Source organism: Leptolyngbya sp. Cla-17, assembly GCF_016807185.1.
Taxonomy (GTDB): Bacteria; Cyanobacteriota; Cyanobacteriia; order Leptolyngbyales; family Leptolyngbyaceae; genus ULC077BIN1.
The window spans coordinates 2,114,615-2,139,605 of sequence record NZ_JAEVYN010000001.1 but is presented as its reverse complement, the minus strand read 5'-3'; the positions used below and the strand labels follow the sequence as shown (position 1 = coordinate 2,139,605).

Annotated in this window: 24 protein-coding genes; 11 read left to right on the top strand and 13 right to left on the bottom strand. The window is 48.1% G+C overall.

Features of this window, described 5'->3' with window-relative positions:
• Positions 1-232: 232 nt before the first annotated feature.
• A complete protein-coding gene (locus tag JOY44_RS09560) occupies positions 233-613 on the bottom strand; it encodes a hypothetical protein (protein ID WP_171573353.1) in 381 nt (126 codons plus the stop codon).
• A 168-nt stretch (positions 614-781) separates the two neighbouring features.
• On the opposite strand from JOY44_RS09560, the gene JOY44_RS09555 reads away from it, so the two are divergent.
• Together JOY44_RS09555 and JOY44_RS09550 are read left to right on the top strand one after the other, a co-directional pair.
• Positions 782-2,389, top strand: coding sequence for a tetratricopeptide repeat protein (locus JOY44_RS09555; protein ID WP_171573351.1), 1,608 nt, complete (start codon positions 782-784; stop codon positions 2,387-2,389).
• Between the two features lie 59 nt (positions 2,390-2,448).
• Positions 2,449-3,633, top strand: coding sequence for a homocysteine biosynthesis protein (locus JOY44_RS09550; protein ID WP_171573350.1), 1,185 nt, complete (start codon positions 2,449-2,451; stop codon positions 3,631-3,633).
• A 3-nt stretch (positions 3,634-3,636) separates the two neighbouring features.
• Here JOY44_RS09550 and JOY44_RS09545 read toward each other — a convergent pair whose 3' ends face one another.
• Complete coding sequence (locus JOY44_RS09545) at positions 3,637-4,773, bottom strand: hypothetical protein (RefSeq protein ID WP_197985094.1); 1,137 nt, start codon at positions 4,771-4,773, stop codon at positions 3,637-3,639.
• A gap of 459 nt (positions 4,774-5,232) precedes the next feature.
• On the opposite strand from JOY44_RS09545, the gene JOY44_RS09540 reads away from it, so the two are divergent.
• A complete protein-coding gene (locus JOY44_RS09540; RefSeq protein WP_171573349.1) occupies positions 5,233-6,186 on the top strand; it encodes an XdhC family protein in 954 nt (317 codons plus the stop codon).
• A 37-nt stretch (positions 6,187-6,223) separates the two neighbouring features.
• On the opposite strand, the gene JOY44_RS32350 is transcribed toward JOY44_RS09540, so the two are convergent.
• From JOY44_RS32350 to trxA, 5 genes are all read right to left on the bottom strand, one after another.
• The gene (locus JOY44_RS32350) at positions 6,224-6,352 is read right to left on the bottom strand and encodes a hypothetical protein (protein WP_281063289.1); all 129 of its coding nucleotides are present in this window, start codon (positions 6,350-6,352) and stop codon (positions 6,224-6,226) included.
• An 11-nt stretch (positions 6,353-6,363) separates the two neighbouring features.
• Complete coding sequence (cobD, locus tag JOY44_RS09535) at positions 6,364-7,479, bottom strand: threonine-phosphate decarboxylase CobD (protein ID WP_171573348.1); 1,116 nt, start codon at positions 7,477-7,479, stop codon at positions 6,364-6,366.
• Positions 7,480-7,498: 19 nt separating this feature from the next.
• Complete coding sequence (locus tag JOY44_RS09530) at positions 7,499-7,846, bottom strand: HU family DNA-binding protein (protein WP_171573347.1); 348 nt, start codon at positions 7,844-7,846, stop codon at positions 7,499-7,501.
• 238 nt (positions 7,847-8,084) lie between these two features.
• Complete coding sequence (locus JOY44_RS09525; protein WP_203031959.1) at positions 8,085-8,240, bottom strand: hypothetical protein; 156 nt, start codon at positions 8,238-8,240, stop codon at positions 8,085-8,087.
• A gap of 94 nt (positions 8,241-8,334) precedes the next feature.
• Positions 8,335-8,652 (bottom strand): thioredoxin, encoded by a 318-nt coding sequence (gene trxA / locus JOY44_RS09520; protein ID WP_171573346.1) that lies wholly within the window; start codon positions 8,650-8,652, stop codon positions 8,335-8,337.
• Between the two features lie 215 nt (positions 8,653-8,867).
• Here trxA and fabG point away from each other — a divergent pair, with 215 nt between their 5' ends.
• Complete coding sequence (fabG, locus tag JOY44_RS09515; RefSeq protein ID WP_171573345.1) at positions 8,868-9,632, top strand: 3-oxoacyl-[acyl-carrier-protein] reductase; 765 nt, start codon at positions 8,868-8,870, stop codon at positions 9,630-9,632.
• A gap of 25 nt (positions 9,633-9,657) precedes the next feature.
• Positions 9,658-10,422: an ABC transporter permease gene (locus JOY44_RS09510; RefSeq protein ID WP_171573344.1), complete on the top strand. Its 765-nt coding sequence runs from the start codon at positions 9,658-9,660 to the stop codon at positions 10,420-10,422.
• A 177-nt stretch (positions 10,423-10,599) separates the two neighbouring features.
• Here the strand turns inward: JOY44_RS09510 and JOY44_RS09505 are convergent, their stop codons facing one another.
• From JOY44_RS09505 to rimP, 6 genes are all read right to left on the bottom strand, one after another.
• A complete protein-coding gene (locus tag JOY44_RS09505; RefSeq protein ID WP_171573343.1) occupies positions 10,600-11,157 on the bottom strand; it encodes a fasciclin domain-containing protein in 558 nt (185 codons plus the stop codon).
• Positions 11,158-11,390: 233 nt separating this feature from the next.
• Positions 11,391-14,327 carry a DNA polymerase I gene (gene polA / locus JOY44_RS09500; RefSeq protein ID WP_197985093.1) on the bottom strand — a complete coding sequence of 979 codons (2,937 nt, stop codon included), beginning with the start codon at positions 14,325-14,327 and terminating at the stop codon, positions 11,391-11,393.
• Positions 14,328-14,435: 108 nt separating this feature from the next.
• Positions 14,436-17,621 (bottom strand): translation initiation factor IF-2, encoded by a 3,186-nt coding sequence (gene infB / locus JOY44_RS09495; RefSeq protein ID WP_171573342.1) that lies wholly within the window; start codon positions 17,619-17,621, stop codon positions 14,436-14,438.
• Positions 17,622-18,038: 417 nt separating this feature from the next.
• On the bottom strand, positions 18,039-18,287 hold the full coding sequence (locus JOY44_RS09490; RefSeq protein ID WP_171573341.1) for a YlxR family protein: 249 nt from the start codon (positions 18,285-18,287) through the stop codon (positions 18,039-18,041).
• Between the two features lie 53 nt (positions 18,288-18,340).
• Positions 18,341-19,657 carry a transcription termination factor NusA gene (gene nusA / locus JOY44_RS09485; RefSeq protein WP_171573340.1) on the bottom strand — a complete coding sequence of 439 codons (1,317 nt, stop codon included), beginning with the start codon at positions 19,655-19,657 and terminating at the stop codon, positions 18,341-18,343.
• 63 nt (positions 19,658-19,720) lie between these two features.
• Positions 19,721-20,182 (bottom strand): ribosome maturation factor RimP, encoded by a 462-nt coding sequence (gene rimP, locus JOY44_RS09480; protein ID WP_171573339.1) that lies wholly within the window; start codon positions 20,180-20,182, stop codon positions 19,721-19,723.
• A gap of 229 nt (positions 20,183-20,411) precedes the next feature.
• Here rimP and rpmI point away from each other — a divergent pair, with 229 nt between their 5' ends.
• The 6 genes from rpmI to JOY44_RS09450 all read left to right on the top strand — a co-directional run bounded on the left by rpmI (position 20,412) and on the right by JOY44_RS09450 (position 24,928).
• Positions 20,412-20,609, top strand: a complete 198-nt coding sequence (gene rpmI / locus JOY44_RS09475) for a 50S ribosomal protein L35 (protein WP_171573338.1) — start codon at positions 20,412-20,414, stop codon at positions 20,607-20,609.
• A gap of 130 nt (positions 20,610-20,739) precedes the next feature.
• Positions 20,740-21,108, top strand: a complete 369-nt coding sequence (gene rplT / locus JOY44_RS09470; protein WP_171573337.1) for a 50S ribosomal protein L20 — start codon at positions 20,740-20,742, stop codon at positions 21,106-21,108.
• Positions 21,109-21,112: 4 nt separating this feature from the next.
• Complete coding sequence (locus JOY44_RS09465) at positions 21,113-21,919, top strand: transporter substrate-binding domain-containing protein (protein WP_197985092.1); 807 nt, start codon at positions 21,113-21,115, stop codon at positions 21,917-21,919.
• Positions 21,920-22,001: 82 nt separating this feature from the next.
• A complete protein-coding gene (locus tag JOY44_RS09460) occupies positions 22,002-22,529 on the top strand; it encodes a tetratricopeptide repeat protein (protein ID WP_171573336.1) in 528 nt (175 codons plus the stop codon).
• A 35-nt stretch (positions 22,530-22,564) separates the two neighbouring features.
• On the top strand, positions 22,565-23,113 hold the full coding sequence (locus JOY44_RS09455; protein WP_171573335.1) for a gamma-glutamylcyclotransferase: 549 nt from the start codon (positions 22,565-22,567) through the stop codon (positions 23,111-23,113).
• 162 nt (positions 23,114-23,275) lie between these two features.
• On the top strand, positions 23,276-24,928 hold the full coding sequence (locus JOY44_RS09450; protein ID WP_171573334.1) for a B12-binding domain-containing radical SAM protein: 1,653 nt from the start codon (positions 23,276-23,278) through the stop codon (positions 24,926-24,928).
• The last annotated feature ends 63 nt before the right edge of the window (positions 24,929-24,991 follow it).

Genomic DNA, 24,991 nt, shown 5'->3' with positions numbered 1-24,991 from the left:
TAACAAAGTTAGAGATTTATAGAAAAGCTTGGGCACTTCAAAGAACAGATTCAAACATGTCCACTAAGTTTTGGGAATCAACGTCTGCTCGTATTCGTGGGTTTCTACGAGGCTAAAACAGACTCCGACGCTCTGTTGTTTCCCTACCCTCATAGATGTAAGGGCAGAGATGATGGCAACTGAGTCTCACAGGTGTTGAATTCTGTTGAACTCAAACACATGTGCAATTTACTCACTCCATTCCGTCTCTGCGTCCCAGTTCATAGACGGCACAACTCAGACATGCCAAGGTGCCAGTACTGATTGCCCAGCTTTGTCCCAGAGTCGATTCCACGCCAAAGTTACACAGCCCACCGAAGATGAAGAAGGGGAAAATACTAAAAATAGAGGCGTAAAAAGCATTTTGGGCTTCTCGTCCTTGACGGGTGCGTTCAAATTCTTCTTGCGAGATGTAGAGCGATCGCTCGGCAAAGTTAAACCAGCGATTCAGTTGATAAATTACCCATTCGCTGAGCGGGGATAAGCCCAGGTAAAGTGCCAATGACCACAAGCTGGTCCCTGCGATCGCGGCTGGGTGAAGCTCAATTGTGAAGGGAACAATTTCGATCATCATGGCAGGATCGGCATGGAACAAAGCCGATGAGACGGTAATTTATATTACCGAAAAGTCTCCCATTCTCAAACGTCTCAATGTATCCAGATATATTGACCCTGTTTTTGAGATCGCGGGTAGAAGCGATAGACTAAACCTGTTCTTTCATAACGGTTCAGGAGACGATTGTTGACTAGCTCCTTCCCGCTCAATCCGTCGTCTGTGAATGCGGCTGAAGTATTCAATCGCGCGATCGCTCACCATCAAGCCGGAAAATTTGTCGAAGCCGAGCAGTTGTATCGACAAATTTTGCAGCAGCAGCCCCAAAATGCGGATGCGCTGGCAATGATGGGGGTGATTTGCTGTCAGCGGGGCAACTTGGAGCAGGGAATTGCGCTGTATCGGCAGGTGTTAACCATTCGCCCAGAGCATCGGCAAGCGCGAGAAAACCTGAACTTGGCGCTATGGAAACAGGGAAAGCGCTTGATGGATGAGGCGATCGCCAACTTCAATTTGTCAATTAACTTTGCCCCAGCAGATGTGCAAACTCACAATGTTTTAGCAGGCATCTACTTAGAGCAAGGATTGTATGAGCCAGCAATTGCGCTTTATCAACAATCTTTAGCGGTAAATCCTGGCAACATCATTGCGCTTAACGGCATTGGAACTACTCTGCAATTGCAAGGGAAATCGAGTTTTGCAGTTCATTTTTATCAACAGGCACTTGCCCTTCAGCCTGACAACCTTGATAACCTCATTGGGCTATCCAAAGCAAAGCTTGATCAGGGCAATTTAGATGAAGCACTCAGTCTGATAAATCGTGCCCTCGTCCTTAGTCCAAACCATGCGATCGCCCGTTATAACCGAGCGTTGATGCTCATCCAGCAAGGCAATTTTCAGGAGGGTTTTGCAGAATATGAATGGCGGTTTAGGACAGGGGAGTTTCCGCCCTGTCCGTTTAAGCAGCCCGTGTGGAATGGAAAGCCACTAGCGGGGCGAACCCTTCTGCTACATGCAGAACAAGGTTTGGGAGACACGCTGCAATTTATTCGCTATGCGGCGATCGCCACTCAAAGCGGTGGACGAGTCATTTTCACTTGTCACCGTCCCTTAATTCGCTTGCTGTCTACTTTGCCAGGAATTGCAGAGTTTATTCCGCTGGGCTTGCCACTGCCTGCATTTGATGTGTATGCGCCGCTCATGAGCTTGCCTGCAATTTTGGGCACCACGCTAGAAACGGTGCCGCACTCAGTGCCTTATATCCATCCGCCTGCTTCTGATTGGCAACTGCCGATCGCCACGTCTTCCTCAAATAACAATCCCCAAATTTTGAAGGTTGGCATTGTTTGGGCAGGCGGGAGTTTATATAAACAAAACTATCGACGATCGCTCTCCTTAAAGCAGTTTGATCCAGTTTTAGACGTTTCAAACATCGCGCTATACAGCTTGCAAAAAGGAATTCCTCAGGTAGAAATTGCCGAGCTTGGCTGGGATTCACGTCTGCAAGATCTCAACCACCACCTGAACGATATGGCAGACACCGCCACCGCGATCGCTCAACTGGACTTGATTATCACTGTAGATACCTCCGTTGCTCACCTTGCGGGTGCCATGGGCAAACCTGTCTGGCTATTGCTATCTCGTGTTGCAGACTGGCGTTGGATGAGCGATCGCGACGATACGCCTTGGTATCCTACAATGCGCCTGTTTCGCCAACATCAGCCTGGCGACTGGCAAGAATTGATGCAGCGGGTGGCAGAAGAATTAAAAGATCAGAGGGATCAGCGACTGGGTTAGGATCGAGCAATCCATCTCAAACCTGATCCCTGGTCTCGCCCTCTTAAAACTTGATTCCCATGCGCACGATCGCCGAAATCAACGACAAAATCAATCGCAAGTCTGTAGTGGTATGGACGGTAGAAGAACTGAAAGCGCGGGTTGCAGAGGCAGGAGTGACGCAAGCGGCGAAAGAAGTGGATGTCGTAACCACGGGCACGTTTGAGCCGATGGAGTCCTCTGGGGCAATCATCAACCTGGGACATACCGATCCACCCATAAAAATTCGGCAGTGCTGGATCGATGGAGTGCCTGCCTATTCAGGATTTGGGGCAGTGGATTTATACTTGGGCGCAACTCAGGTAGGAGAATCGGCTGAGGGCGAGGAGATGCGAGAGCGGGGCGGCGGAGCTGTAATTGCAGATCTGATTGCCGGAAAACGCGTAAATTTAAGGGCGATCGGGCAGGTGACCGATTGCTATCCCCGCGCTTCTTTTGAGACCACGATTACCCGCGACACGATTAATCAGTTCTATCTGTTCAATCCCCGCAACCTTTACCAAAATTTTATTGTGGGGGTGAATGGCGGCGATCGCCCATTGTTTACCTATTTGGGTCCTTTGCAACCCCGTTTGGGCAATGCTGTTTATTCAAGCCCTGGAGCTATTTCACCCTTGCTAAATGACCCCGATTTGCAACTGGTTGGCATTGGCAGTCGGATTTTTTTAGGGGGTGGCATTGGCTATGTTGCCTGGGAAGGCACTCAGCATTTTCCATTGCAAAAGCGCTTACCCAATCGCACACCAATTGGTCCTGCTGCTACCCTCGCGCTAATTGGGGATGCAAAACAAATGAATCCTCGCTGGGTCCGAGGCTGTTATTTTAAGAGCTATGGTCCATCTTTGATGTTGGGCGTTGGCATCGCCCTACCGATGTTGAACGAAGCTGTCGTTGCCCATTGCGCCGTCCAAGATCGCGAATTGGTTGCGCCTATTGTGGATTTTTCTATCCCCAGGCGGGTCCGCCCAACCTTTGGCTTAGTCAGCTATGCTCAGCTTAAATCGGGGCGGATCACTATTGAGGGAAAACCCGTGCGAGTCGCCCCGCTTGCAAGCGTTTATCTGTCGCGGCAAGTCGCATTAGAACTCAAGCAATGGATAGAGGCAGGAGAATTTCAGTTAGCCGAGCCGGTTGCACCTCTACCCAGCGATCGCACGTTGCTTCCCCAAGATGTGTGGGGTGGTTCTCAACTCGCGATCGATTGAAACTTATCCTTCGCTGGCTGGTTCACTCCGCTTAACAGGTTTGGGGGGAGGCACCGGGCGGGAACCCGTCGCAGGGCGAGGAGGTGCTGAACTAGAACTGCGGGGAGCGCCGCCAGCAGGCGGTCTGCGTCCAAATTGGGGTCTGCGGCGACCGCGATCGTCCCCGTCTTTAGACCGTTTTTTGGGTGGTGCTAATCCAATGCAGGTAGCATCCGAGATCGTCAAAGCTACGCCTATGAGTTTAATGTTGAAATCCCAAAAGTAGCCCACTTGCCGTGGATTCTCTAGTTTGCCGTGTAAAGGCAGTTTGAATGCTTTTGCTTTTTGAGAGCTCTTGCGTGGGGCCTGCTGAATTTTAACAACCAAATAGGTTTCATCCTGCGCGACATACACAATCTCGCCACGAATAGAAAAATAGCGATCATGCAACTCTGCATCAGTTGGAGCCATTGGCGCTTCTACCTCGGCATCTTGAGCTTCAGTTCCCTCAGCATCACTCCGTTTTAATGTTTCTGGCTCCCATATACCCACAATCTGTAGGTGTATATCTGGCTCTCCTTCACGAGTACGAGGATAAACGACCCAAAGATGCTCTTTTTCCAAATCGATGTGGTTCCGCACCAAACTCATGACTCGACCTAGCAGCACGGCTTTAAGCAGGGTGCCATCTGGAGTGACCATTTCACCACGAGTAAACTCATCCTCAATGGCGGTATAGCGTCCATGCACTAACCCGATCGCTCGATATTGCTTAGGCTCACTGGGCGGTGGAATGGGATGTTGCCGCAGTGTTGCTGGAGGGGTTTGCTCGGTTTCGCTGCTGGCTGATGTGTTCGATGGGCCTGAAACGGCTGCAACCGCTACAGGTTCAGGTTTAGGAGCAGGCGGAACAACAGGCGCGACTTTTGCGATCGCGGGTGTGGCGGCAGGAGGTGTCTCTGGACGGCTAACTGGGCGAGCTAGAGGGCGGCGCAACGTAGGAGTTGCTTCAGAAACAGGTTTTGTCTCACTAGCAGCATCAGTTTTGGGAGACCGTTCCGTGGACGGTGACTCAGCCATAGAGGATGACTGTTCCGGCTGAATCGGTTCAGTTGAAGCGCTTTTAGGAGATTGGGGAGACGAATCAGGCAAGGGGCTCATAAGCTTTCGTTCAGGCTGGGTCAAAGCTGCATCGGTTGGTTACCTTACTGACTGCAAACTATAAATAAGCAGATCAGAAAAGTTTGTGCAATTTTTACACAATAAGCATCTAAAAAGAATTCTGTGCTCTACAGAAGCTTAACTGTCCTACAACAGGCAGAGCAGAAAAGTTACATATCACATACAGAGAAGTCATTCTTAACACTTGCCAAGGCGAGACAGCAATAGCAATGCACCCATCATATCGAAAAGCTAGCAATACACTTCCTATTCTCTACTTCTGAAAACCTCGCGATCGCAAAAATGAGGCTTCAATCCCAGTCGTGTGGCTTCATTGTTCGTGACATTACCAGGAACCCAGAAGAGAGCCTTAGTTTCTTGAAGCAGAAGTACTTCAACATCATTGCTTGAAAAGATCGTCTAAATGGTGCTGGCTCTTTTGCTACATACAATATATTTATGATTCTTGACTTTTATCGCCACCTGGCTCACTTGCTGAGCACTGAAACCGTAGTACTGGCAACCATCATTTCCATTAAAGGCTCTGTTCCTCGCGAGGTGGGAGCCAAGATGATGGTTTGGGGCAATGGGTGCACGTTTGGCACCATTGGCGGAGGTGCAGGCGAAGCCAAAGTTATACAGCAAGCAAGAACTGTATTAGCGACGGGCGACAAGCAACTGGTAGAGATTGATCTATCCGGTTCTCCACAACGGGATACTCAGGGCGTATGTGGCGGCACCATGCAGGTTTTGGTCGAGCCGTGGATCGGAGATGGGGCGATCGCCCTCGCCCATCAAATTCTTACCCATCTCGAAGCCGGACAGACGGTAACATTGGTTACTCCCCTCGAAGGTAGTCAATTTCCCTACCTAACCGCCACACTAACGCGCTCTGCGTTTGTATTCACCGAAACGCTCCAACCTCCTCCTTTACTGCTGATTGTTGGCGCAGGGCATGTCGGCGAACAGGTTGCTAAAGTGGCGCAGATGATCGGATTTCAGGTTGCGGTGCAGGACGATCGCCTGGAGTGGGCAAATCGCGATCGCTATCCTCAAGCCAGCCAAATTTTCAACGAGTCAATCATAGAGACGCTGGCGCAACTCGCCAAGCATTCACATTTATTTGCCACACTTGTAACTCGTGGCTATCAATATGATCTTGATGCGCTGCAAGTTTTGCTCAACCGTGAATTGCCCTGTAAATATATCGGCATGATCGGCAGCAAAAAGCGGGTAAAACAAGTGTATCAAGCGCTTGAACCAGATATTCCCAAACAGAAATTAGCCTCTATTTATGCGCCGATTGGTCTAGATATTGGCGCACAGACTCCCGAAGAAATCGCCGTTAGCATTGCAGCAGAGTTGATTTTGGTGCGCCGCGGTGGCAGTGGCAAGCCGTTGGCAGGCAATTAAAACTGATTTCTAGCGATTTAAGCTTTTCTAAGCTGCTCTAATGAGTTAACAGGTGAGTCTTCATAGAATTGACGGATGCGATTTTTTCGGTTCGAGGTAGACCGCCGAATGAAGTATGGGGCGATCGCTCTGGCAAACTTGCTGTTGGTCCGCTTGATTGCCACATTTAGCATCACTCTAACTCTTGGCTCCCAATTCCTTGTTCAGGGCATCGATTAGCCGCTGATTCTCCTCTGCGGTGCGAATAGCAACCCGGAAGTAGCGATCGCCCAATTCAGGGAAACTCATACAATCTCGGATTAAAATTTGATCGCGTTTTAGCAAATTTGCTTGCAAGTCAGGCACAGAGCGATCGCTGTGAACCAGTAAAAAATTTGTGGTACTGGATAGGGGTTGCAAGCCAGAAATACTAGCAAGCTGTTGTTGAAATTTTGGGCGAGTGGCTGCCAGCCAATCCCAAGTCTGCTGCTGAAAGGCAGTGTCTTGCAAAACAACACTGCCCACGGCAGCAGCTAAGGAGTTTACCGACCAGGGATCGCGCCATCGCTGCCATCGCTGAATTCTGTTTGGATGGGCGATCGCATAGCCTAACCGCAAACCAGGCAGACTGTAGAACTTGGTCAGCGATCGCAGCACCACTAAATTAGGATACTTTTGCACCCAGTCAATCATGCTTTGCTCTTCACCGGGCGGCAAAAAATCCATGAAGGCTTCATCCACCACCACCAATTCAAACGAGTCGAGATAGGGAATGATCTCATCCCGTGCAAACAGTTGCCCAGTCGGATTATGCGGATTATTAAGCAGCAAACCCAAGCGATTGATGATGGATGATGGATGGATGGTTGATATTGGACACAACTCCTTTGAAGACGCTGTGAGATCGCTATTCGTCACTCGAAAAATTTTCAGAGGGCGCTCTTCCACGGTTGCCCCAAACGCTGTTAACGCCCGTCGGTAATCGCTGAATGCAGGGGTGAGCAGGTGAGTTGCGTCTAGTTCTGCAAGTTCTCGACCGGCCCAAGTCAGCAGTTCTGCGGAGCCGTTGCCGGGTAAAATCCACTCTGGCGAAATTTGGTGAAAGTCGCTGATGGCGCGGCACAGTTGGGAATAGGTTGGATCAGGGTAGGCATTTAAATCTTCCAGAGCGGCTTGGATAGCAGCGATCGCCGATGGTGGAGGACCTAGAGGATTAATGCTAGCCGAAAAATCAAGAATGGCATCGGGAGAACTGTTGGCTAACGATGCAGCCCAAACCAAGTTTCCCCCGTGCGATGGACGATAGGTAGGCATGGATGCCCCAATTGAGTTCTTACTTTTTCTTCTCAACCGGAGCCACTTTCTCCTTAAACAGCTTTCCAGCCGAGAAAGCAGGTACTTTCGTCGCTGGGATATTCATCTTAGCGCCAGTTTTGGGGTTGCGCCCCTCTCTTGCTTTCCGTTCCCGTGGCTCAAATGAACCAAACCCAACTAAGGTCACTTTGTCACCGCTGCCAACGGCTTCCACAATGGCATCCAGAACTGCCGATAGAACGACATCTGCTTGCTTTTTAGTCACGCTAGTTTTGTCAGCCACTGCATCTACTAATTCGCCCTTGTTCATGAGATTTCCTTTTACTACAGGACAGATTGAAAATTGGGATTTACTACAAAATCCCATTTGAGACAGAGTTTTGCTAAAACGCTGAAACTCTTACTGACTCAAGCTTTCAATGTCCTATTCTATGGTTTGGTTCTAAAATCCGCATCCCCACAACCTTTAAGTTATTTGGCTTTCAGGCATTTTCCTCCTGATTTCGCACTCTGGGCATATAAGCCACTCCTATCGAAAAGCCCCTCTGAGGCAGCTGAAGTCGGCTCTTGGATTACTTCACCATGAGCAAGGGAGATCGCCTTGTTTAACCAGACGCGATCGCTGATTCGCCCGTCATCACATTGTTGCGATGCTGGAAACGCTGAGTAAGCAGGAACTTGGGTAACAAAACGTGAAACGTGGTTTTGGCAAACTTTAGTTTTGAGAAGGTAAAAATCAGGCTATCTGAGGGGATCAACATCTTGGGCGATCGCGCTCAATATAGCTCAATGCATAAGCTCAATTTACCAAAAGCATCGTTTTAAAACTTTACGTGCCTGACAGTTACAACGCCCTTAAATCCGCCCTTGCAACCGTTGAACCAATTGGTCGGCTGGTAAAACTCCTTCAATTCGTTCCACAGGTTGCCCTTGTTTAAACAGAACTAAGGTAGGCAAGGCATGAATTTGATGTTGAGATGCGATGTGAGGATACTTATCCGTGTCAATTTTTACGATTTTTATCTGCTCTTTCATGTGAGCATTCACCTCTTCCAAAATCTTCGCCATCATTTGACAGGGACCACACCAGGTTGCATAAAAATCAACTAACACAGGCAACTCTGACCCTGCAATCATTTCATCAAAGCTTGTAAATTCTTTTTTTGTTGTCATGGTGCTTATCCTCTGATTGTGGACTGATAAAAACTTGTTCTGCTTGAAACCTCATCTCAAAGGCAAGAATAAGGCTAAAGGCTTCACTTTCTCACCTTACTTTTCAATTTTTTGTCTTTTGCCGCTTCGCTTTTTTCCTCTTCCCTTTTTCCTTTATGATCATTGAGCGTTTAGTTCAGCCTCAATTTGAATGTGGGGCGTTGGGAGAAATAATAATGGAAGCACTGCCAGAAGGGCTACAGCAGTTACGGGGCAAGGTGGCGATCGTCACAGGAGCCTCACGTGGAATTGGGAGAGCAACGGCACTAGCCTTGGCCAGCGAGGGAGCAAGTGTGGTTGTTAACTATGCTAATTCTAAAGAATCTGCTGAACAGGTTGTGGCTGAAATTATAGAGTTGGGTAGCCCAGCGATCGCGCTTGCTGCGGATGTTTCTCAAGCCGACCAAGTGGAAGGATTCATCGCTGCGGTAATGGAAAAATTTGGGCGGATTGATGTGTTGGTCAACAATGCCGGAATCACCCGCGATACGTTGTTATTGCGTATGAAACTAGAAGACTGGCAAGCAGTGATTGATCTCAACCTTACAGGCGTATTTCTCTGTACCCGTGCAGTGAGTAAAATCATGCTGAAACAGAAATCAGGACGCATGATTAACATCACTTCGGTTGCGGGGCAAATGGGCAATCCGGGGCAGGCAAACTATAGTGCTGCCAAAGCAGGCGTGATCGGCTTTACCAAAACAGTGGCAAAAGAATTGGCTAGCCGTGGGATTACTGTAAATGCGGTGGCACCGGGTTTCATCACCACAGACATGACTGCCGACGTGAAATCGGACGAGATTTTGAAAATCATTCCGCTCAATCGCTACGGACATCCCGAGGAAGTAGCGGGGGTGATTCGCTTCTTAGCTGCTGACCCCGCCGCCGCTTACATTACTGGGCAAGTGATGAATGTAGATGGCGGTATGGTGATGGCGTAGAAGTTACTCTCTCCAAGTCGGTCTGATGGATTCATTGTTGCAATTGGCGTTGGCGTTGGGGATGATGGCGATCGCGATCGCCCTTTCCGCATGGCAAAAACTGGGGTTAGAGTGGAATTTGGCATTGGCAACTGGGCGCAGTGTGCTGCAACTGTTAGTGTTGGGCTATGTGCTAGCCATTGCCTTTGAAGTCAACAATCCTTGGCTTGGACTTTGTATTGTTGCTGTGATGCTTTTTGTCACTGCCATTGTCACCCGCAACCGCATTAGCCAAAAGATTCCTAAATTGGTGCCCATCGTAGCGGCATCGCTATTGATTGGCGTAGCTTTAACCCTGGTTTACACGAGCTTGTTAGTAATTCAGCCCCGTAGTTGGCTTGACCCGCGATATTTGATTCCGCTCACGGGCATCATTTTAGGCAATGCCATGAATGGAGCGGCGATCACCGGAGAACGATTGGTCAATTCTCTCAACGCGAACCCGCTAGAAATTGAAACTCACCTGAGTTTGGGTGCCACTCCGCAACAGGCGATCGCCCCCTACCGTCGTGATGCCATCCGTGCAGGACTGCTCCCTACCCTCAACACTGCCACCATCATCGGACTTTCCACAGTGCCTACCTTCATGGCAGCTCAACTTCTTGGCGGCGTTCCGCCTCTCACCGCCACTGCCTATCAACTCGTGGTACTGTTCATGGTCATCCTTTCCACCTTGATCACCATAATGCTCGTCACCTACGGCATCTATCGCCAACACTTCACCCAACATGATCAATTGAACTTGTGGTAGCACAACACTAGTGAAACAACTATGGCGATCATCGGATTGAAGCTAAACTAGCGTGCCAATCCGATGATCCCAGTCAGCTACAGCATAACTCTAGTGAGTTTACCCAACGCGATCATCTCAACTGTCCAGAAAAGTGTTCTCACTACGAATATCCAGCCGACTTACCGGAGGAATCGGTTAGAGATTGGGAGGCAAAAGCACTTTATCAATTACATGAATCACTCCGTTACTGGCTTTGATGTCAGTTTTGGTGACATTTGCGTTGTTAACCATGACCTTGCCGCCTTGAACTTTTACAGTAACAGGGCTACCTTGCACAGTTTTAACCGAGCCAGCTTTGACATCTTTTGCCAAAACAGTGCCTGGAACTACGTGATAAGTCAGCACCTTCTGTAGCTTGGCTTTGTTTTCAGGCTTAAGAAGACTCTCCAAAGTCGCTTTAGGAATTGCATTGAAAGCTTCATTCGTTGGAGCAAGTACTGTAAAAGGACCTTTACCTGACAGTGTTTCTACCAGTCCTGCTGCCTTAACGGCTGTCACCAAAGTGGAAAAAGACTGATTTCCACTGGCTACATCCACAATTGTGTTGGTTTTAGCAGCGGTAGGAGTAGACATCATTCCACCTTTTTGCATTCCTGCCAAAGTGGGTGATGGAGTGATCGCGCTGGAGAATATAACAGAGGCTAGAGTAACACCACTGGCAATCGCCAACGTTTTCAAGCTGAGAGTGTTCATCGTTTTTCCTTTAGGCTTATCGTCGGTTTGAGTGTTAAGTTCAAACACGTTGACCAGTGCAGTGACGAAACTTATGTAAAGAAAGTTCCCGATGTTTTAAGTTTATTTTAGATATTTTAATTTTTGTAAATTATTTTAAGTTTGATGAAGTAACGCATTCTAAAAAAACACTTAAGAGAGAAACCGGAAGCGTAGCGACATAGCAATAAAACTGGGGTTATACGATCGCCTGTTTACTTCGCATCCATCCAGTTATCGCCAGCGTGGATTTCGACGGCGAGAGGAACGGAAAGGGTGACGGCAGATTCCATCATGGATTGGATTTTGGGCTGGAGGGCTGACCACTCTTCTGGGCGCATCTCAAAAATGAGTTCGTCATGGACTTGGAGGAGTAAATTTGCGTCGTGGTCTTTCAACAGTTCATGCAGCCGGATCATGGCAATTTTGATAATGTCGGCGCTGGAACCCTGAATAGGCGCATTAGCGGCAGCGCGCAGCATTTGAGCATCATACTGATCACGCAGTTTGAGTTTGCTGAGGTCGATCGCGCTGGGATCATGACCCCGCAGACTTCGCAAATTTTCGCTGGTGAAGTTAAAGTATCGCCGTCGACCGAGAATAGTTACCACATAGCCGTTGGCGATCGCTTCCTGCTGCATTCGCTGTAGATACTTGAACACGTTCGAGTAGCGCGAGTTGAAGCGATCAATAAACTCTTGAGCCGTTCTGCGATCGACTTTTGCCTCTCGTGCAAATCGCTGAGCACCCATGCCATAAATCACGCCAAAGTTGATGATTTTGCCTAATCGCCGCTCGTCTGAGGTAATGCCTTCTTTTTCAAACAAAAGCTGGGCAGTCAGAGTGTGAATATCCTGCTTGTTTTGGTAAGTTTCCAGCAGTACGGGTTCTTGGCTTAAGTGTGCCAGGATGCGGAGTTCGATTTGGGAGTAGTCGGCAGACACCATCAGCCAGCCTGGTTCAGGGATAAATGCTTGACGAATCAGTCGGCTAAAAGCAGTGCGAATTGGGATATTTTGCAAATTGGGGTCTGAGGAGGATAGGCGACCCGTAACAGCGATCGCCTGGTTAAAATTGGTGTGAACTCGCTGGGTGTCTTTGCGAGCGATCGCGGGCAGGGCATCCACGTAAGTCGATTTCAGTTTCGACAAGGTGCGGTGTTCCACAATCGTTTCAATTACGGGATGATCATCCAGCAGTTTTTCCAATGTTACGCCGTCTGTGGAGTAACCCGTTTTAGTCTTGCGCGATTTGCGGCGGTCAAGCTGAAGCGTCTCAAACAGCAATTCGCTCAACTGTTTGGGCGAACCTAGATTAAAGCTGCTGCTAGCCACTTTGTAAGCCTGCTGCTCAATTCTTGCCAGGTCTTGCTCTAACTGTTTGGAGAATTCGTGCAGATATTCTTGGTTGATTCGGACTCCTAGCCATTCCATTTCGGCTAGCACAGGTTCCACGGGCATTTCCACTTCTACAAATAGACGATGGAGCGCGGAATTTTCGATCAAGAGCAATCTCAAAATAGGCACTAGCCGAAAAACGGTGTGAGCATCCATGCCGCAATATTGGGCAACCGCTGGAATGCTGATATCAGCAATGGTTTTGCCTTTGGGTACCAGGTCGGTGTAGCCGGTTGTCGTTAGTCCCAAGTGGGTCAGCGTTAAATCAGACAGATTATGTTTTTGATCTGGATTGATTACATAGCTTGCCAGCATCGTGTCAAACGCCACACCCGCAAGCTGAATGCCCTGTTGCCGCAAGATAAGGCGATCGAACTTGGCGTTTTGCAGCGCTTTGGGATAATCAGGACTTTCTAAAATGGGACGCAGCGTTTCTAGCACCAACGCCTTATCTAAATTAGCGCCACTCGTATGGTTCAGGGGAATGTATGCCACATCCGAGATTGCCTCACCCCACCCAATGCCGATCCCCACCAGTTCAGAATCGCGAGGTTCCAAGGCAGTCGTTTCAGTATCCCAACTAGTCAGCAAATCAGGCTGATTGCGAACTTCTAAGACTTCCACTAGTTCATACAGCTTTTCGGGCGTATCAATCACATGCGGTTGCAGCGTAATCGATTGAATTGGAACGGCTGCTTCAGTTTCTTCAGCACTAAAAAACCAAAGATCGCCGCCACCATCAAAGCTATTGTTGCTCAAAGCTTGAAGGGGTTCCGCAGCGATCGCATTTTCTTCCGCTTCCAGGACATCTTCAGTTTCGCCGCCAAACTGGCGATGCAGCTTTTGAAGTTTGCTCAGAAAAGTACGAAACTCTAACTTTTCTAGTAGAGGTAGAACGACATTGTCATCAAATTCTTGCAGTTGACAAGTCTCTAGATCAACGTCAATGGGTACATCTAGATGAATCTGAGCTAGATATTGAGAGTGCAAAGCATCATTGCGTCCATCTTCTAGCTTTTTGCGGGTAGCTCCTTTAATCTGGTCGATCGCCGCATAAACGCCGTGGAGTGAATCATATTCTTTCAGAAGTTGGACTGCTGTTTTTTCACCGATGCCGCGCACACCAGGAATATTGTCGGAGGAATCGCCACACAGAGCTTTGAAATCTACCACTTGTCCAGGTAGGACACCCAGTTTTGCTTTAACTTCTTCAGACCCAAATTCTTTGAGCGAGGGAATGCCCTTACCGTAGCTGGTACTCATATAAAGCACAGTGGTGCTGTCTTCGGGATTAACCAGTTGAAACAAGTCGCGATCGCCGCTCAAAATTTTCACCCGCATACCCTCAGCCGTTGCGCGTCGAGTCAGCGTGCCAATGATATCATCAGCTTCGTATCCAGGAGCCGTCAGCACTGGTAATTTGAGTGCAGCCAGCAGTTCCTGGAGGTTTTTCAGGTCGGGCAAAAAGTCTTCAGGCGCATCGGGTCTGCCTGCTTTGTAGGTGTCATCTTGGTCATGGCGAAAGGTTTTGTCTGCCACATCAAAGGCGATCGCCACATACTGGGGCTTTTCCGTTTCCATCACCTCTAACAGCGCTTTCAAAAAACCATAGGAGACGCTAGTTGGAATGCCGCTTTTCGTTCGCAGCCCGCCCTCTCGTCCTTTTGCGTGGGCATAGTACGAGCGAAAGGCAAGAGAGTGCCCATCCACCAAAACTAGAATCGGTTTGATTGAGGCTGAGAGAGGTGCTGTCAATGGAATCGCCGGGGTAGAGAATAAGAGAAGCAAATCAAAAAAAAGCCAGGAATCAAAGTTTGAAAGCTTTGCGATTCCTGACTTTTTTGAAACCTATCAGAAACGATCTTAAGTCTTAGACAGTGTGCGACGTTTTGAAATCATGCGATATGCCTCAATCACATCGCCCATCTCCCAAGAGTTGAAGTTATCAATTCCAATACCGCATTCAAATGCAGTATTCACTTCCTTCACGTCTTCCTTCATGCGCTTCAGCGAATCAAGGCTGCCCTCAAAGACAACATTGTTGTTTCGACGAATTCGAACTTTGCAGTTCCGCACGATTTTACCAGATTGAACATAGCAGCCTGCCACCTGCCCTCGTCCAACGGGGAAGACAGCCCGCACTTCCACCTGACCCAAAGGTTCTTCCACGAGTTCAGGATCAAGTAAGCCTTCCATTGCTCCTTGGATGTCATCCAGCAAGTTGTAGATGATGTTGTAATCTCGCACATCTACCCCAAGGCGATCAGCGGCTTGTCGTGCTCCCGTTGCCAGAGTGGTGTTGAAGCCAATAATGACAGCAGAACTTGCAGCCGCTAAGTCAATATCTGTTTCAGAGATTTCACCCGGCGCAGCATACAGCACCCGGACTTGAACTTCATTTTGAGGAAGCTGCTTGAGCGAACTGAGAATGGCTTCCACCGATCCCTGCACATCTGCTTTCAACACTAGGTTGAGTTCTTTTAGTTCCCCTTCCTGCGCACGAGCTGAGAGTGTATTTAAGCTGACTCGACGAGAAGACATTGCTGCCAACAAACGAGATTGGCGCTGCTCGTCGCTCCGATCAGAAGATACCGCACGAGCTTCTTTCTCATCGGCGAATACATCAAATTCATCTCCAGCCGCAGGCACATCAGCAAGACCCAGCACTTCTACTGCAAAAGAAGGTCCAGCAACTTTCACACGCTGACCGCGATCGTCTACCATTGCTCGTACTTTACCGAAGGAAGATCCCGCCACTAACACATCACCCACTCGAAGGGTTCCGTTTTGAACCAAGAGTGTGGCAACTGGACCTTTTGCCTTATCCAAGTGAGCTTCAATCACCGTTCCTTTCGCAACGCGATCAGGGTTTGCAGACAGTTCCTCAATTTCGGTGACCAACAGAATCATCTCTAGCAGCGTATCGAGGTTATCGCCATTAAGTGCGCTAACCGGAACCATAATGGTATCGCCACCCCATTCTTCCGGAACCAATCCGTACTCTGTCAGTTCTTGTTTAACACGCTCAGGTTGAGCGCCTTCCTTATCAATCTTGTTGATGGCAATCACAATCGGCACTTCGGCAGCCTTGGCGTGGCTAATCGCTTCGATTGTTTGCGGCTGAACTCCATCATCGGCAGCCACGACTAAGATTGCCACATCCGTTACCCGTGCGCCCCGTGCGCGCATTGCAGTAAAGGCTTCGTGACCCGGTGTATCTAGGAAAACAACCTTTTGCATTTCGCCATTGTGTTCCACATCAACGTGGTAGGCACCGATGTGCTGGGTAATGCCGCCAGCCTCACCCTGAGCCACTTTCGTTTTGCGAATAGAGTCTAGTAAGGATGTTTTGCCGTGGTCTACGTGACCCATGATAGTAACAACGGGTGGACGACGCTGCAAACTTTCCAAATCACCGACATCTAACATTTCGATAACTTTGGTGGCCGCAGCCTGCCGCACTCCTACTTCCGCTTCCACACCCAGTTCAAGGGCAACCATTGTGGCAGTTTCTATATCTAAAGTCTGGGTCACGGTTGCCATGATGCCTTTCATAAATAAGGCTCTGATAATATCTGTTTCAGGAGTTTCCATTTTGGCGGCAAGTTCCTGAACAGTTAAACTACCCAGCAGCGTGATATTGGTTGGTTTTTCGACCTTCACCTCTTCGCGGCGATCGCGGCGATCTCGAGAACCAGAGCCACCTTTTTTAGGCTTTTGAGTGATGGCTATGGGTGCTTTCGTAGGAGCCTGACGCATTCCTTTGGGTTTAGCAGGACGCACCAAGGACAAACTCACTTGGTTGCCACCAGTTCCATCTTCGCCGTCCTCCCCTTCTAGAAGCGTATCGAGATCTTCCTCCTCAGCATCTAAATCAGGTTGAACTCTCCGCTTCGCTTTGGTACCAACTTTGGGAGATTTTAGCTGTGACTCTTCGTCCTCCCCATCTTGCCAATCTTTGCCTTTTTTGACAGTACGTGGCAGTGCGGGTTTAGGCTGCAATAAGGGATCAGCACCTACTGCTACATCGCCCATTGGAGGAGTTCTAGTAGGACGATTAACCCGTAGTTCAGGGCGTACTAAATCATCCATCGCTCCGGGCATTCTGCCCTCTGTGGAAGTAGAATCTGCATCAGGGCGAACGGGTTTAGGTCGCCGCAGTTCTACGATCGTTTGCTGCTGAGGACGAGGAATAGGCTTACCTTCTGCTGGTTTCCCTACAAGCTGCCGAGCGGGCATCGTTGGCTTAGCATTAGGCGCTGAGGATTTTGCAGGTGGTTTGACTGATCGCGCTCCCGTGCTAGGTTGTCGATTTACTCCATCTGCTGTCTCTGTCGCTGAAGCAGGCTCTTCAACGCGAACCCTTTTCAAAATGGGGCGACTAGATGTGTTGGGAACTAAGCTGTTCCGAGGCGCACTAGGGGTAACAGCTTCAGGACGAGGTGGCGGAGATGCTAGGGTGGCAGCAGTATCTTCTTCAGGGGACGCTGTGAAAGCCTGGGGGGATACATCAACCTGCGGAGACGGAAGTTCTTTAACTTCAATATCTAAGGAAACAGCTTTAGTATCTAAGGAAGTAGAGGTGACTACTTTCTCCGATGGCTTGACTAGCGTCTCGTCTGATGCGATCGCGCGTTCTGGACGACCTAACTCAACTGGTTTTGGCGATGATTGGGTTGGTGCTAACGAGCCCGTTTCTATCGGCGAAGGTTTATAGGTAGGAGGAGTAGGCGCTTCAACATTAGGTGAGCGTGTGACAGATTTGATTGCTACGATCTGCTGCTTCTTTTGAACTGGCACAGACACTCTTTGTTTGGGTTCTGCGGCAGATGAGTTATTTGCTGGTCGTGTCACTGGTTTAACAGAGGATGAATGAGTAGCAGTATATTTTTCAGCCGCTGTATGAATTCTTTCAGCTTCCGAGTCTGTAATCGTGCTGCTATGGCTTTTAACCGAAATGCTTAGTTGCTCACAAATTGCCAATATGTCTTTGTTATCCAAATTTAATTCCCGTGAAATCTCGTAAATTCTGATTTTTCCGCTATTCATCCAATTTCCTCTTCGTACCTAATCCAGTAGTTTTCACATGTTTGTCACCGTTCCAACTAAAACAACAGTCAATCCAAACCCTAACCCTCTTTAATTCTAAGTCTTCTGATGTCTGTCGTTCAACAGCCGAGAAAATCAAGATTGCTCAAGACAAACCCTGCTTTGCAATTCTAAAGTTGTTTTCAACTTTAGCAATCATCCCTACTCTAATTTTGCACAAATCTTGAGAAGTGGTGATGACTTCAAATTGCACAAGATTTTGTCATAGTCTAAATTCTGTGCGATCGCCCATCTGCTGTCTCCACCAAACCACAAAACATTCTAACTCAATCATGCTGAACGAAAGCTTTCTGCCACATGTTTCAGCATTTCTCAAGAATTCCTAGCTAAATTTTTGCCTCATTGTATCTTTAACTCCTACTTTGAAAAGCGCTGTTCCAGATTTTCATACAGAGAATCAGGTACTGCTGCTTTCAGTGCCCTTCCCAATCGGTTTTTCTTACGTGCTGCTTTGAGGCACTCTATTTTGGGACACAAATAAGCAGAGCGCCCCATTCCTTCATCTAGATGCACTTCTTGCGAAGGATGTACTCTGACAATTCGCCAAAAATCTACTTTGAGAGCGGCTTTTCGGCAAGCAACACATCGGCGGTAACTGGGCTTCATTGCCAAACCCTATCTTGCTCCAATCGGTCTGAATTAATTTGAAGTCTGTTCTATCACTTTATTTCCGTCTCCACTTCCTTTAAATCTTCCTGCTCCATAGATTCATCAGCGTGAGCGACAGGCGTTAGAGTTTCGTCCACTTCTTCCTCATACAGTTCTTCATCTTCATAGTCTTGCTCATATTGAACAGGTTGGCGACTACTCAATATTTCTCCTATCTTTAGATCCTCTGTTTCGTAATCATATTTAGCAGAATCTTTAATATCAATTTTCCATCCCGTTAATCGAGCCGCTAACCGAACGTTCTGACCTTCTTTACCGATCGCCAAACTAAGCTGATCTTCTGCAACTAAAACGTGAGTTTGCCGCCCTTCTGGATCCATTAGCCGAACTTCATCCACTCTTGCCGGACTCAGCGCATTTGCAATGTAGGTGGACGGATCTGGCGACCAGCGAATCACATCAATTTTTTCACCCCGCAGTTCGTTCACCACAACTTGGATGCGAGATCCTCTGGCACCGATGCAAGCACCCACTGGATCTACATCTCGCTCTATAGTATCAACTGCAATCTTGGTACGAGGACCCACAGAGCGTGAAGGCGGATTTGCTTCTCTTGCCACAGCGACAATACGGACAATTTCATCCTCAATCTCCGGCACCTCATTAGCAAATAAATATACAACCAGTCCGGCATCTGATCGCGAAACCATAAGCTGGGGTCCGCGATGAGAACCTTCTGATACGCGCTTTAGATAAACCTTAAACGTTGCATTTGCTCGATAATTATCATTAGGCAACTGTTCACGTTTGGGCAATTCGGCTTCAACTTCAACTTGCCCGAAACCGCTCATGACAGCCATAATTACGGACTGCCGCTCAAACCGCAGGACTCGTGCCTGTAACACGGTATCTTCCAAGTCTTGAAACTCCTCTTGCACCAACTTCCGTTGTTGATCCCGCAATTTTTGCGCGAGAACCTGCTTTGTTTGAATCGCAGCCATCCGCCCAAAGTCGCCCTGTTCGGGGGTCACATCTAATACCACCGTATCTCCAGGTTGAGCTTCAGCCGCCACTTCAAGCACTTCCTGTAAAGCAATTTGGTGATCTGGGTTCTCTACTTCTTCTACGATAGTTTTCGCAGCCAAAACCCGGAAACCTTCTTCTTCAACATCCAACTCCACTTCAAAATTCACAAAATACTCTTCGTCAAAATTGTTGCCGTCTAACCGTTGAGTTCGACGATAACGCTCATACCCTTTGAGCAACGCTTCGCGCAGAGCAGCTTGAACGGCGACTTTTGGCAAATTCCGTTCTCGGCTGATGCCTTCAATCATTTCTCGTAGTCCGGGTAAGGCGACCATTGACATAGCAAAATCTCCGTGGTGGTGGCAATGAAGTGAGGAAAAAAGAAAATTAATGAAATTAAAAGCTTAAGCAGGCTCAACAAGCTGGACTTTGGTAATGAGATGACAGGGGATGGCGATCGCCCGTCCTTTTTGGCTCAGGTGAACAGCCTCCTGATCGCGCCGAACCAACTTCCCCACCCATTCTTTGTGACCAGCGTAAGGCTCAGAGGCTCTAACAGTTACAGTAAAGCCTTTAAACGAGATAAATTCTCGATCTGTACTGAGTAAACGAGAAATACCAGGGCTGGATACCTCCAACGCATAGGCATCAGGAACAATTTCAGATTCATCTAATACTGTCTCCAAGGCTCGGCTCATGCGCTCACAGTCATCTAGCCCCGTATCATCGTTCAGATTGCGAATATCAACTCGCAAAACTGGAGGACTTTGATTCGTCCGAAAAACAGCTCCGACAACTTCTAGGCCTAGAGATGCAGCTACAGGATTAGCAAGTTCAAGAATGTGCGGGATAAGGGAATGGGTCATAGACACTGAAATAAAAACAAAAAAAGTGGGCTTAGACCCACCTCCAAAGTGCACTACTTTCTAAAAACTAGAAATCCTGCGAAGGGCTCGCAGTTGCACCCCCTAGTGTAGCCCAATGTTCTCAAGGTGTGCATGATTTGTTGAAAAAACTATCAGCTTTAGGCTTGCTCTTTATAAAAAACAAGTAGTACTATAGTAAGCTGTGTTGATTTTTCCTAACGTAGACCCCATGCCTAAGCTAAAGACCCGCAAAGCTGCTGCGAAGCGCCTGAGAGCCACTGGATCTGGCAAAATCGTGCATCGCCCACCTTCCAGAAAGCATTTGTTAGAACATAAGAGTGCTTCACGTCGCCGCCGCCTTGCAGGTGTGTCAGTGGTTAACGATCGAGATACGGACAACGTACATTTGATGCTTCCCTATCTATAAAGTTAGGGCGCTTGAGCTAAACCTGAGTCTTTGAAAAGACTGCCTGAAGCTATGAGTAGTCCAGTCAAATCTTTTACTAAAGACTTTCCTAAAGAAATTAAATAAAGACGGTTCAGAAGGATAGATCACTATGGCACGGGTAAAGCGCGGTAATGTAGCACGAAAGCGCCGCAAGAAGATTTTAAAGATGGCTAAGGGATTCCGAGGATCCCATTCCAAGCTGTTTCGGATAGCTAATCAACAGGTGATGAAGGCACTGCGGAATGCCTATCGCGACCGCCGCAAGCGCAAACGCGATTTTCGTCGTCTGTGGATTACCCGCATCAACGCAGCGGCTCGCCTTCACGGCATGAGCTACAGCCAGCTAATTGGCAACTTAAAAAAAGCAGATGTGCAAATCAACCGCAAGATGTTGTCACAAATGGCAATTCTTGATCCTGCTGGTTTTACCAAGGTAATGGAAATTGCTAGCCAATTCGCCGCAAAGAAGGCTGCTTAACGGTTTGCCTGCTCGCACGTTGCTGAAGTTGCCAATTTTGATGGGCATTGCCTTTAGCTTTGGTGCTATTGCTTTTTTAAGCTTTTCGCCCTCGTTCGCGATCGCTGCCGATTTGTTAGCGATCAAAAAGCGGGGGCGTTTGATTGTGGCAGTAAAGGAAAACGTGCGCCCCTTAGGGTTTCGCAGCGCTAGCGGGCAGCTTCAAGGATTGGAGATTGACTTATCTCAGCGCTTAGCCCAAGAACTCTTAGGGCAATCAGGCGCTGTAGAACTAAAGCCTGTTACCAATCAAGAACGATTTTCGTTAGTGATAAAGGGTGAGGTTGATATTGCGATCGCCCATGCTACCTTAACTCCATCCCGTCTCCGCATTCTCAGCTTTAGTTTGCCTTATTACACCGATGGCACAGTCATCATTACCCGGTCTTCCACGATTCAGAAAGCCACTGATTTGGCAGGAACGACGGTTGCGGCAATCAATGGTTCTAGTGCAGTTGAATCACTTCGTAGTCAATTGCCTAGGGTAAGTTTGGTGGGAGTTGAGTCTTATGATGCTGCCAAAGCGATGTTGGATCGGGGCGACGTGATCGCTTTTGCAGGCGATGCCAGTATCCTCATTGGTTGGTCGCAGGAGTTTCCTGAATACCGGGTTATTTTACCTGCTCTTTCCTCAGAGTTGCTTTCCATTGTTTTGCCCAAGGGACAGCAATACAATGAGCTAAAAGAGCAGATTGACCAAATTTTAACTCGCCTGAGAAATAGTGGCTGGCTTGAAGAACGGGCGAAGTATTGGGGCTTACCGATCCGGTAGCAATCTTCTCTTGTTTTAAGATAGTTTTGAATGTAGATGCAAGACTATTTAAATCCCTGCTTGATGAACTTAAGAATTTAATATGAATACTGATCTTCCTATTCTTTATATCGGTTTATTGCTAGTGATTTTGGTGGCAGCAGGATGGGCAGTACTGCGACAAATTTTGCAGACCCGTAAGGTCGAAAATTCCCTAGAGCGGCTGCAAAGCAAACTGACGAAAGAGAAAGGAACAGCCCAGGAGTATTTTGAACTGGGCAGCATTTATTTGACGAAGCGAATTTATGCTCAGGCGAGCGTTCAATTTAAGAAAGCATTGAAGGACGAAAATATCTCTATCGAAGAGAACGCGCTGATTTATAACGCCCTTGGGTTTGCCTACTTTTCGCAAGAGCAATACGACCTGGCAATTCGGCATTATAAGGACTCCCTCAAAGCAAATCCTAATTACGTCACTGCCCTCAATAATATTGGTCATGCTTATGAGCGTAAACAGTTGATGGCGCAAGCGCTTGAGGCCTATGAACAGGTTCTTCTTTTTGAACCGGAGAACTCCACAGCAAAACGGCGGGCAGAATCACTTCGCAAACGATTTGTTCCAACTGTTTAACAGTCGTGTAGATTGTTTCTTATTTCAAATCTGCGATGAGTCAGCATTCAAACAATTCGCCTGATCTGTCTTCATCCTCTTCTTTGGAACCATTTTATTACTTCGCCTACGGGTCTTGTATGTGCCCTGTAGATTTGAAGCGATCGCTGGGTGAATGTGTTTACTCATATGTCATCGGGCATGCAACCCTCAAAGACCATCGCCTCGGTTTTTATCGGCGATCTCCAAAACGCGACTGTGGCACGCTGGATATAGTTCAGGCACCCGGCTCAACGGTGGAAGGTGTGTTGTATCACTTACCGGGGCGACTGAGTGATTTTTTGGATGAGCGAGAGGAGGTTCCTCGGTGTGGCTACCGCCGTGAAACGGTGACAGTCAATTGTCACCAGCGGGTTTATGCAGCCGTCCGCACCTATGTGGTGGTGGATAAGCTGGCAGAAGAGTTAGCCCCAAACGACTGGTATTTTAATGTGGTCATGCGGGGTGCCATAACCTGTGGTTTGCCAGAGCAGTATTGCTGGAATTTGTTTCACTACATGCATCGACTACAGCAGCAAAGCCTCTCTTATGAAGGAATTTCTTAACTTTCCTGCTTTCAGATTTTTCTTGGGATGAATTCCTCTCATCTTTTGAGACGAGGTTATTTCGATGTGATCGCGTTTTCTTTAGTAGAGCGATCGCCCTAATAGAGAAACAACCCTAAGAATATAGGTGTTACCTTGAATAAGCTCGACTCCGAGAACTTCATGTCTGCATCTCCTTTTGCTGCCGAACGCCTGCTGTTTAAGCCTACGCCCTCAACGGCTGACGCAATTTCCATCATTTTTGCGTTTCCTAATGAATACAGTGTTGGCATTACCAGTTTGGGCTATCAGGTAGTGTGGTCAACCCTGGCAACGCGGGGTGATGTGCAAGTCAGCCGCTTATTTACAGACGCCCAGGAGCCGTTACCGTCTGACCCAGAATTACTGGGCTTCTCCCTTTCATGGGAACTAGATTATGTAAATGTGTTGAACTTGCTGGAATCGTTGCAAATTCCGATTCGGGCAGTAAGTCGGGAAGATGCTCATCCTCTTGTGTTTGGCGGCGGTCCGGTACTGACTGCTAACCCAGAACCCTTTGCAGATTTTTTTGATGTGATTTTGTTGGGCGATGGGGAACTATTGCTGGGAGAGTTCATTGAAGCGTATCAAGCCGTGCGAACCTACGATCGCGCAACCCAACTGCAACATTTAGCGCAGGTTCCGGGTATCTATATTCCTAGCCTGTACGAAGTCACTTATAACGGAGCAGATGGTTGGATACAGGCGATCTCGCCTCTCCACTCAGGCGTTCCTACCCAGATTGCCAAGCAGACCTACCGCGGAAACACGCTCTCTGCCTCAACCGTGGTCACCGAGAAAGCTGCTTGGGAAAACATCTTTATGGTGGAAGTCGTGCGGAGTTGTCCAGAAATGTGCCGCTTTTGCCTTGCCAGCTATTTAACCCTGCCGTTTCGGGTGGCAAGTTTAGAAGAGTCGTTGATTCCAGCGATCGCCCGTGGATTAAAAGTCACTGATCGCCTCGGTTTGCTGGGCGCTTCCATCACCCAACATCCTGAGTTTGAAACGCTGCTGGACTATCTGAACCATCCCGATTACGACCATGTTCGCATCAGTTTTTCGTCGGTTCGCACTAACACCGTAACGGCAAAACTGGCACAAACGTTGGTCAAACATGACAGCAGATCCGTGACGATCGCGGTCGAAAGCGGTTCCGAGCGAGTGCGCCAAATTGTGAATAAAAAGCTGACCAATGACGAAATTATTCAGGCGGCAATCAATGCAAAAGCAGGTGGACTCAGTAGCCTAAAACTCTACGGTATGGCAGGCCTTCCCGGCGAAGAGATGATAGACCTAGAACAAACCGCTGAGATGATGAAGACAATCAAAAAAGCGGCTCCCGGCTTACGGCTAACATTTGGTTGTAGCACTTTTGTCCCTAAAGCCCACACGCCATTTCAGTGGTGCGGCGTAAATCGTCAGGCAGAAAAACGACTGCAATTTTTGCAAAAAAAGCTGCGATCGCAAGGCATCGACTTTCGCCCTGAAAGCTATAATTGGTCAGTGATTCAAGCTTTGTTGTCGCGGGGCGATCGTCGTCTTTCTTACTTGTTAGAATTGACTCGACACTATGGCGATTCTTTGGGCAGCTATCGACGGGCATTCAAGGAACTGCGCGGCACATTGCCTCCAATGGAACAATATGTGCATGAAAACTGGCAGCTTGATCAAATGCTTCCCTGGAGCCATTTACAAGGGCCGTTACCCCAAGCAACGCTGCAAAAACACTGGGCGATCGCTGCTGAACAATTTAACGAAGTATCAACAGTCAAAGAATTGTTGAAAACCGCTTTGTGATCCTATTTCTTTGCCAAAAATTGTATTTCAACATACAAACTCAGCTTAAATGAGTACGTTATT

Excerpts from the sequence above, each read along its gene's own strand:
- JOY44_RS09560 (WP_171573353.1), bottom strand. The coding sequence starts at position 613 with ATGATGATCGAAATTGTTCCCTTCACAATTGAGCTTCACCCAGCCGCG.
- JOY44_RS09550 (WP_171573350.1), top strand. The coding sequence starts at position 2,449 with ATGCGCACGATCGCCGAAATCAACGACAAAATCAATCGCAAGTCTGTA.
- JOY44_RS09545 (WP_197985094.1), bottom strand. The coding sequence starts at position 4,773 with ATGAGCCCCTTGCCTGATTCGTCTCCCCAATCTCCTAAAAGCGCTTCA.
- JOY44_RS09540 (WP_171573349.1), top strand. The coding sequence starts at position 5,233 with ATGATTCTTGACTTTTATCGCCACCTGGCTCACTTGCTGAGCACTGAA.
- JOY44_RS32350 (WP_281063289.1), bottom strand. The coding sequence starts at position 6,352 with ATGTGGCAATCAAGCGGACCAACAGCAAGTTTGCCAGAGCGATCGCCC.
- cobD (WP_171573348.1), bottom strand. The coding sequence starts at position 7,479 with ATGCCTACCTATCGTCCATCGCACGGGGGAAACTTGGTTTGGGCTGCA.
- JOY44_RS09530 (WP_171573347.1), bottom strand. The coding sequence starts at position 7,846 with ATGGGATTTTGTAGTAAATCCCAATTTTCAATCTGTCCTGTAGTAAAA.
- JOY44_RS09525 (WP_203031959.1), bottom strand. The coding sequence starts at position 8,240 with ATGTTGATCCCCTCAGATAGCCTGATTTTTACCTTCTCAAAACTAAAG.
- trxA (WP_171573346.1), bottom strand. The coding sequence starts at position 8,652 with ATGACAACAAAAAAAGAATTTACAAGCTTTGATGAAATGATTGCAGGG.
- fabG (WP_171573345.1), top strand. The coding sequence starts at position 8,868 with ATGGAAGCACTGCCAGAAGGGCTACAGCAGTTACGGGGCAAGGTGGCG.
- JOY44_RS09510 (WP_171573344.1), top strand. The coding sequence starts at position 9,658 with ATGGATTCATTGTTGCAATTGGCGTTGGCGTTGGGGATGATGGCGATC.
- JOY44_RS09505 (WP_171573343.1), bottom strand. The coding sequence starts at position 11,157 with ATGAACACTCTCAGCTTGAAAACGTTGGCGATTGCCAGTGGTGTTACT.
- infB (WP_171573342.1), bottom strand. The coding sequence starts at position 17,621 with ATGAATAGCGGAAAAATCAGAATTTACGAGATTTCACGGGAATTAAAT.
- JOY44_RS09490 (WP_171573341.1), bottom strand. The coding sequence starts at position 18,287 with ATGAAGCCCAGTTACCGCCGATGTGTTGCTTGCCGAAAAGCCGCTCTC.
- nusA (WP_171573340.1), bottom strand. The coding sequence starts at position 19,657 with ATGTCAATGGTCGCCTTACCCGGACTACGAGAAATGATTGAAGGCATC.
- rimP (WP_171573339.1), bottom strand. The coding sequence starts at position 20,182 with ATGACCCATTCCCTTATCCCGCACATTCTTGAACTTGCTAATCCTGTA.
- rpmI (WP_171573338.1), top strand. The coding sequence starts at position 20,412 with ATGCCTAAGCTAAAGACCCGCAAAGCTGCTGCGAAGCGCCTGAGAGCC.
- rplT (WP_171573337.1), top strand. The coding sequence starts at position 20,740 with ATGGCACGGGTAAAGCGCGGTAATGTAGCACGAAAGCGCCGCAAGAAG.
- JOY44_RS09460 (WP_171573336.1), top strand. The coding sequence starts at position 22,002 with ATGAATACTGATCTTCCTATTCTTTATATCGGTTTATTGCTAGTGATT.
- JOY44_RS09455 (WP_171573335.1), top strand. The coding sequence starts at position 22,565 with ATGAGTCAGCATTCAAACAATTCGCCTGATCTGTCTTCATCCTCTTCT.
- JOY44_RS09450 (WP_171573334.1), top strand. The coding sequence starts at position 23,276 with ATGTCTGCATCTCCTTTTGCTGCCGAACGCCTGCTGTTTAAGCCTACG.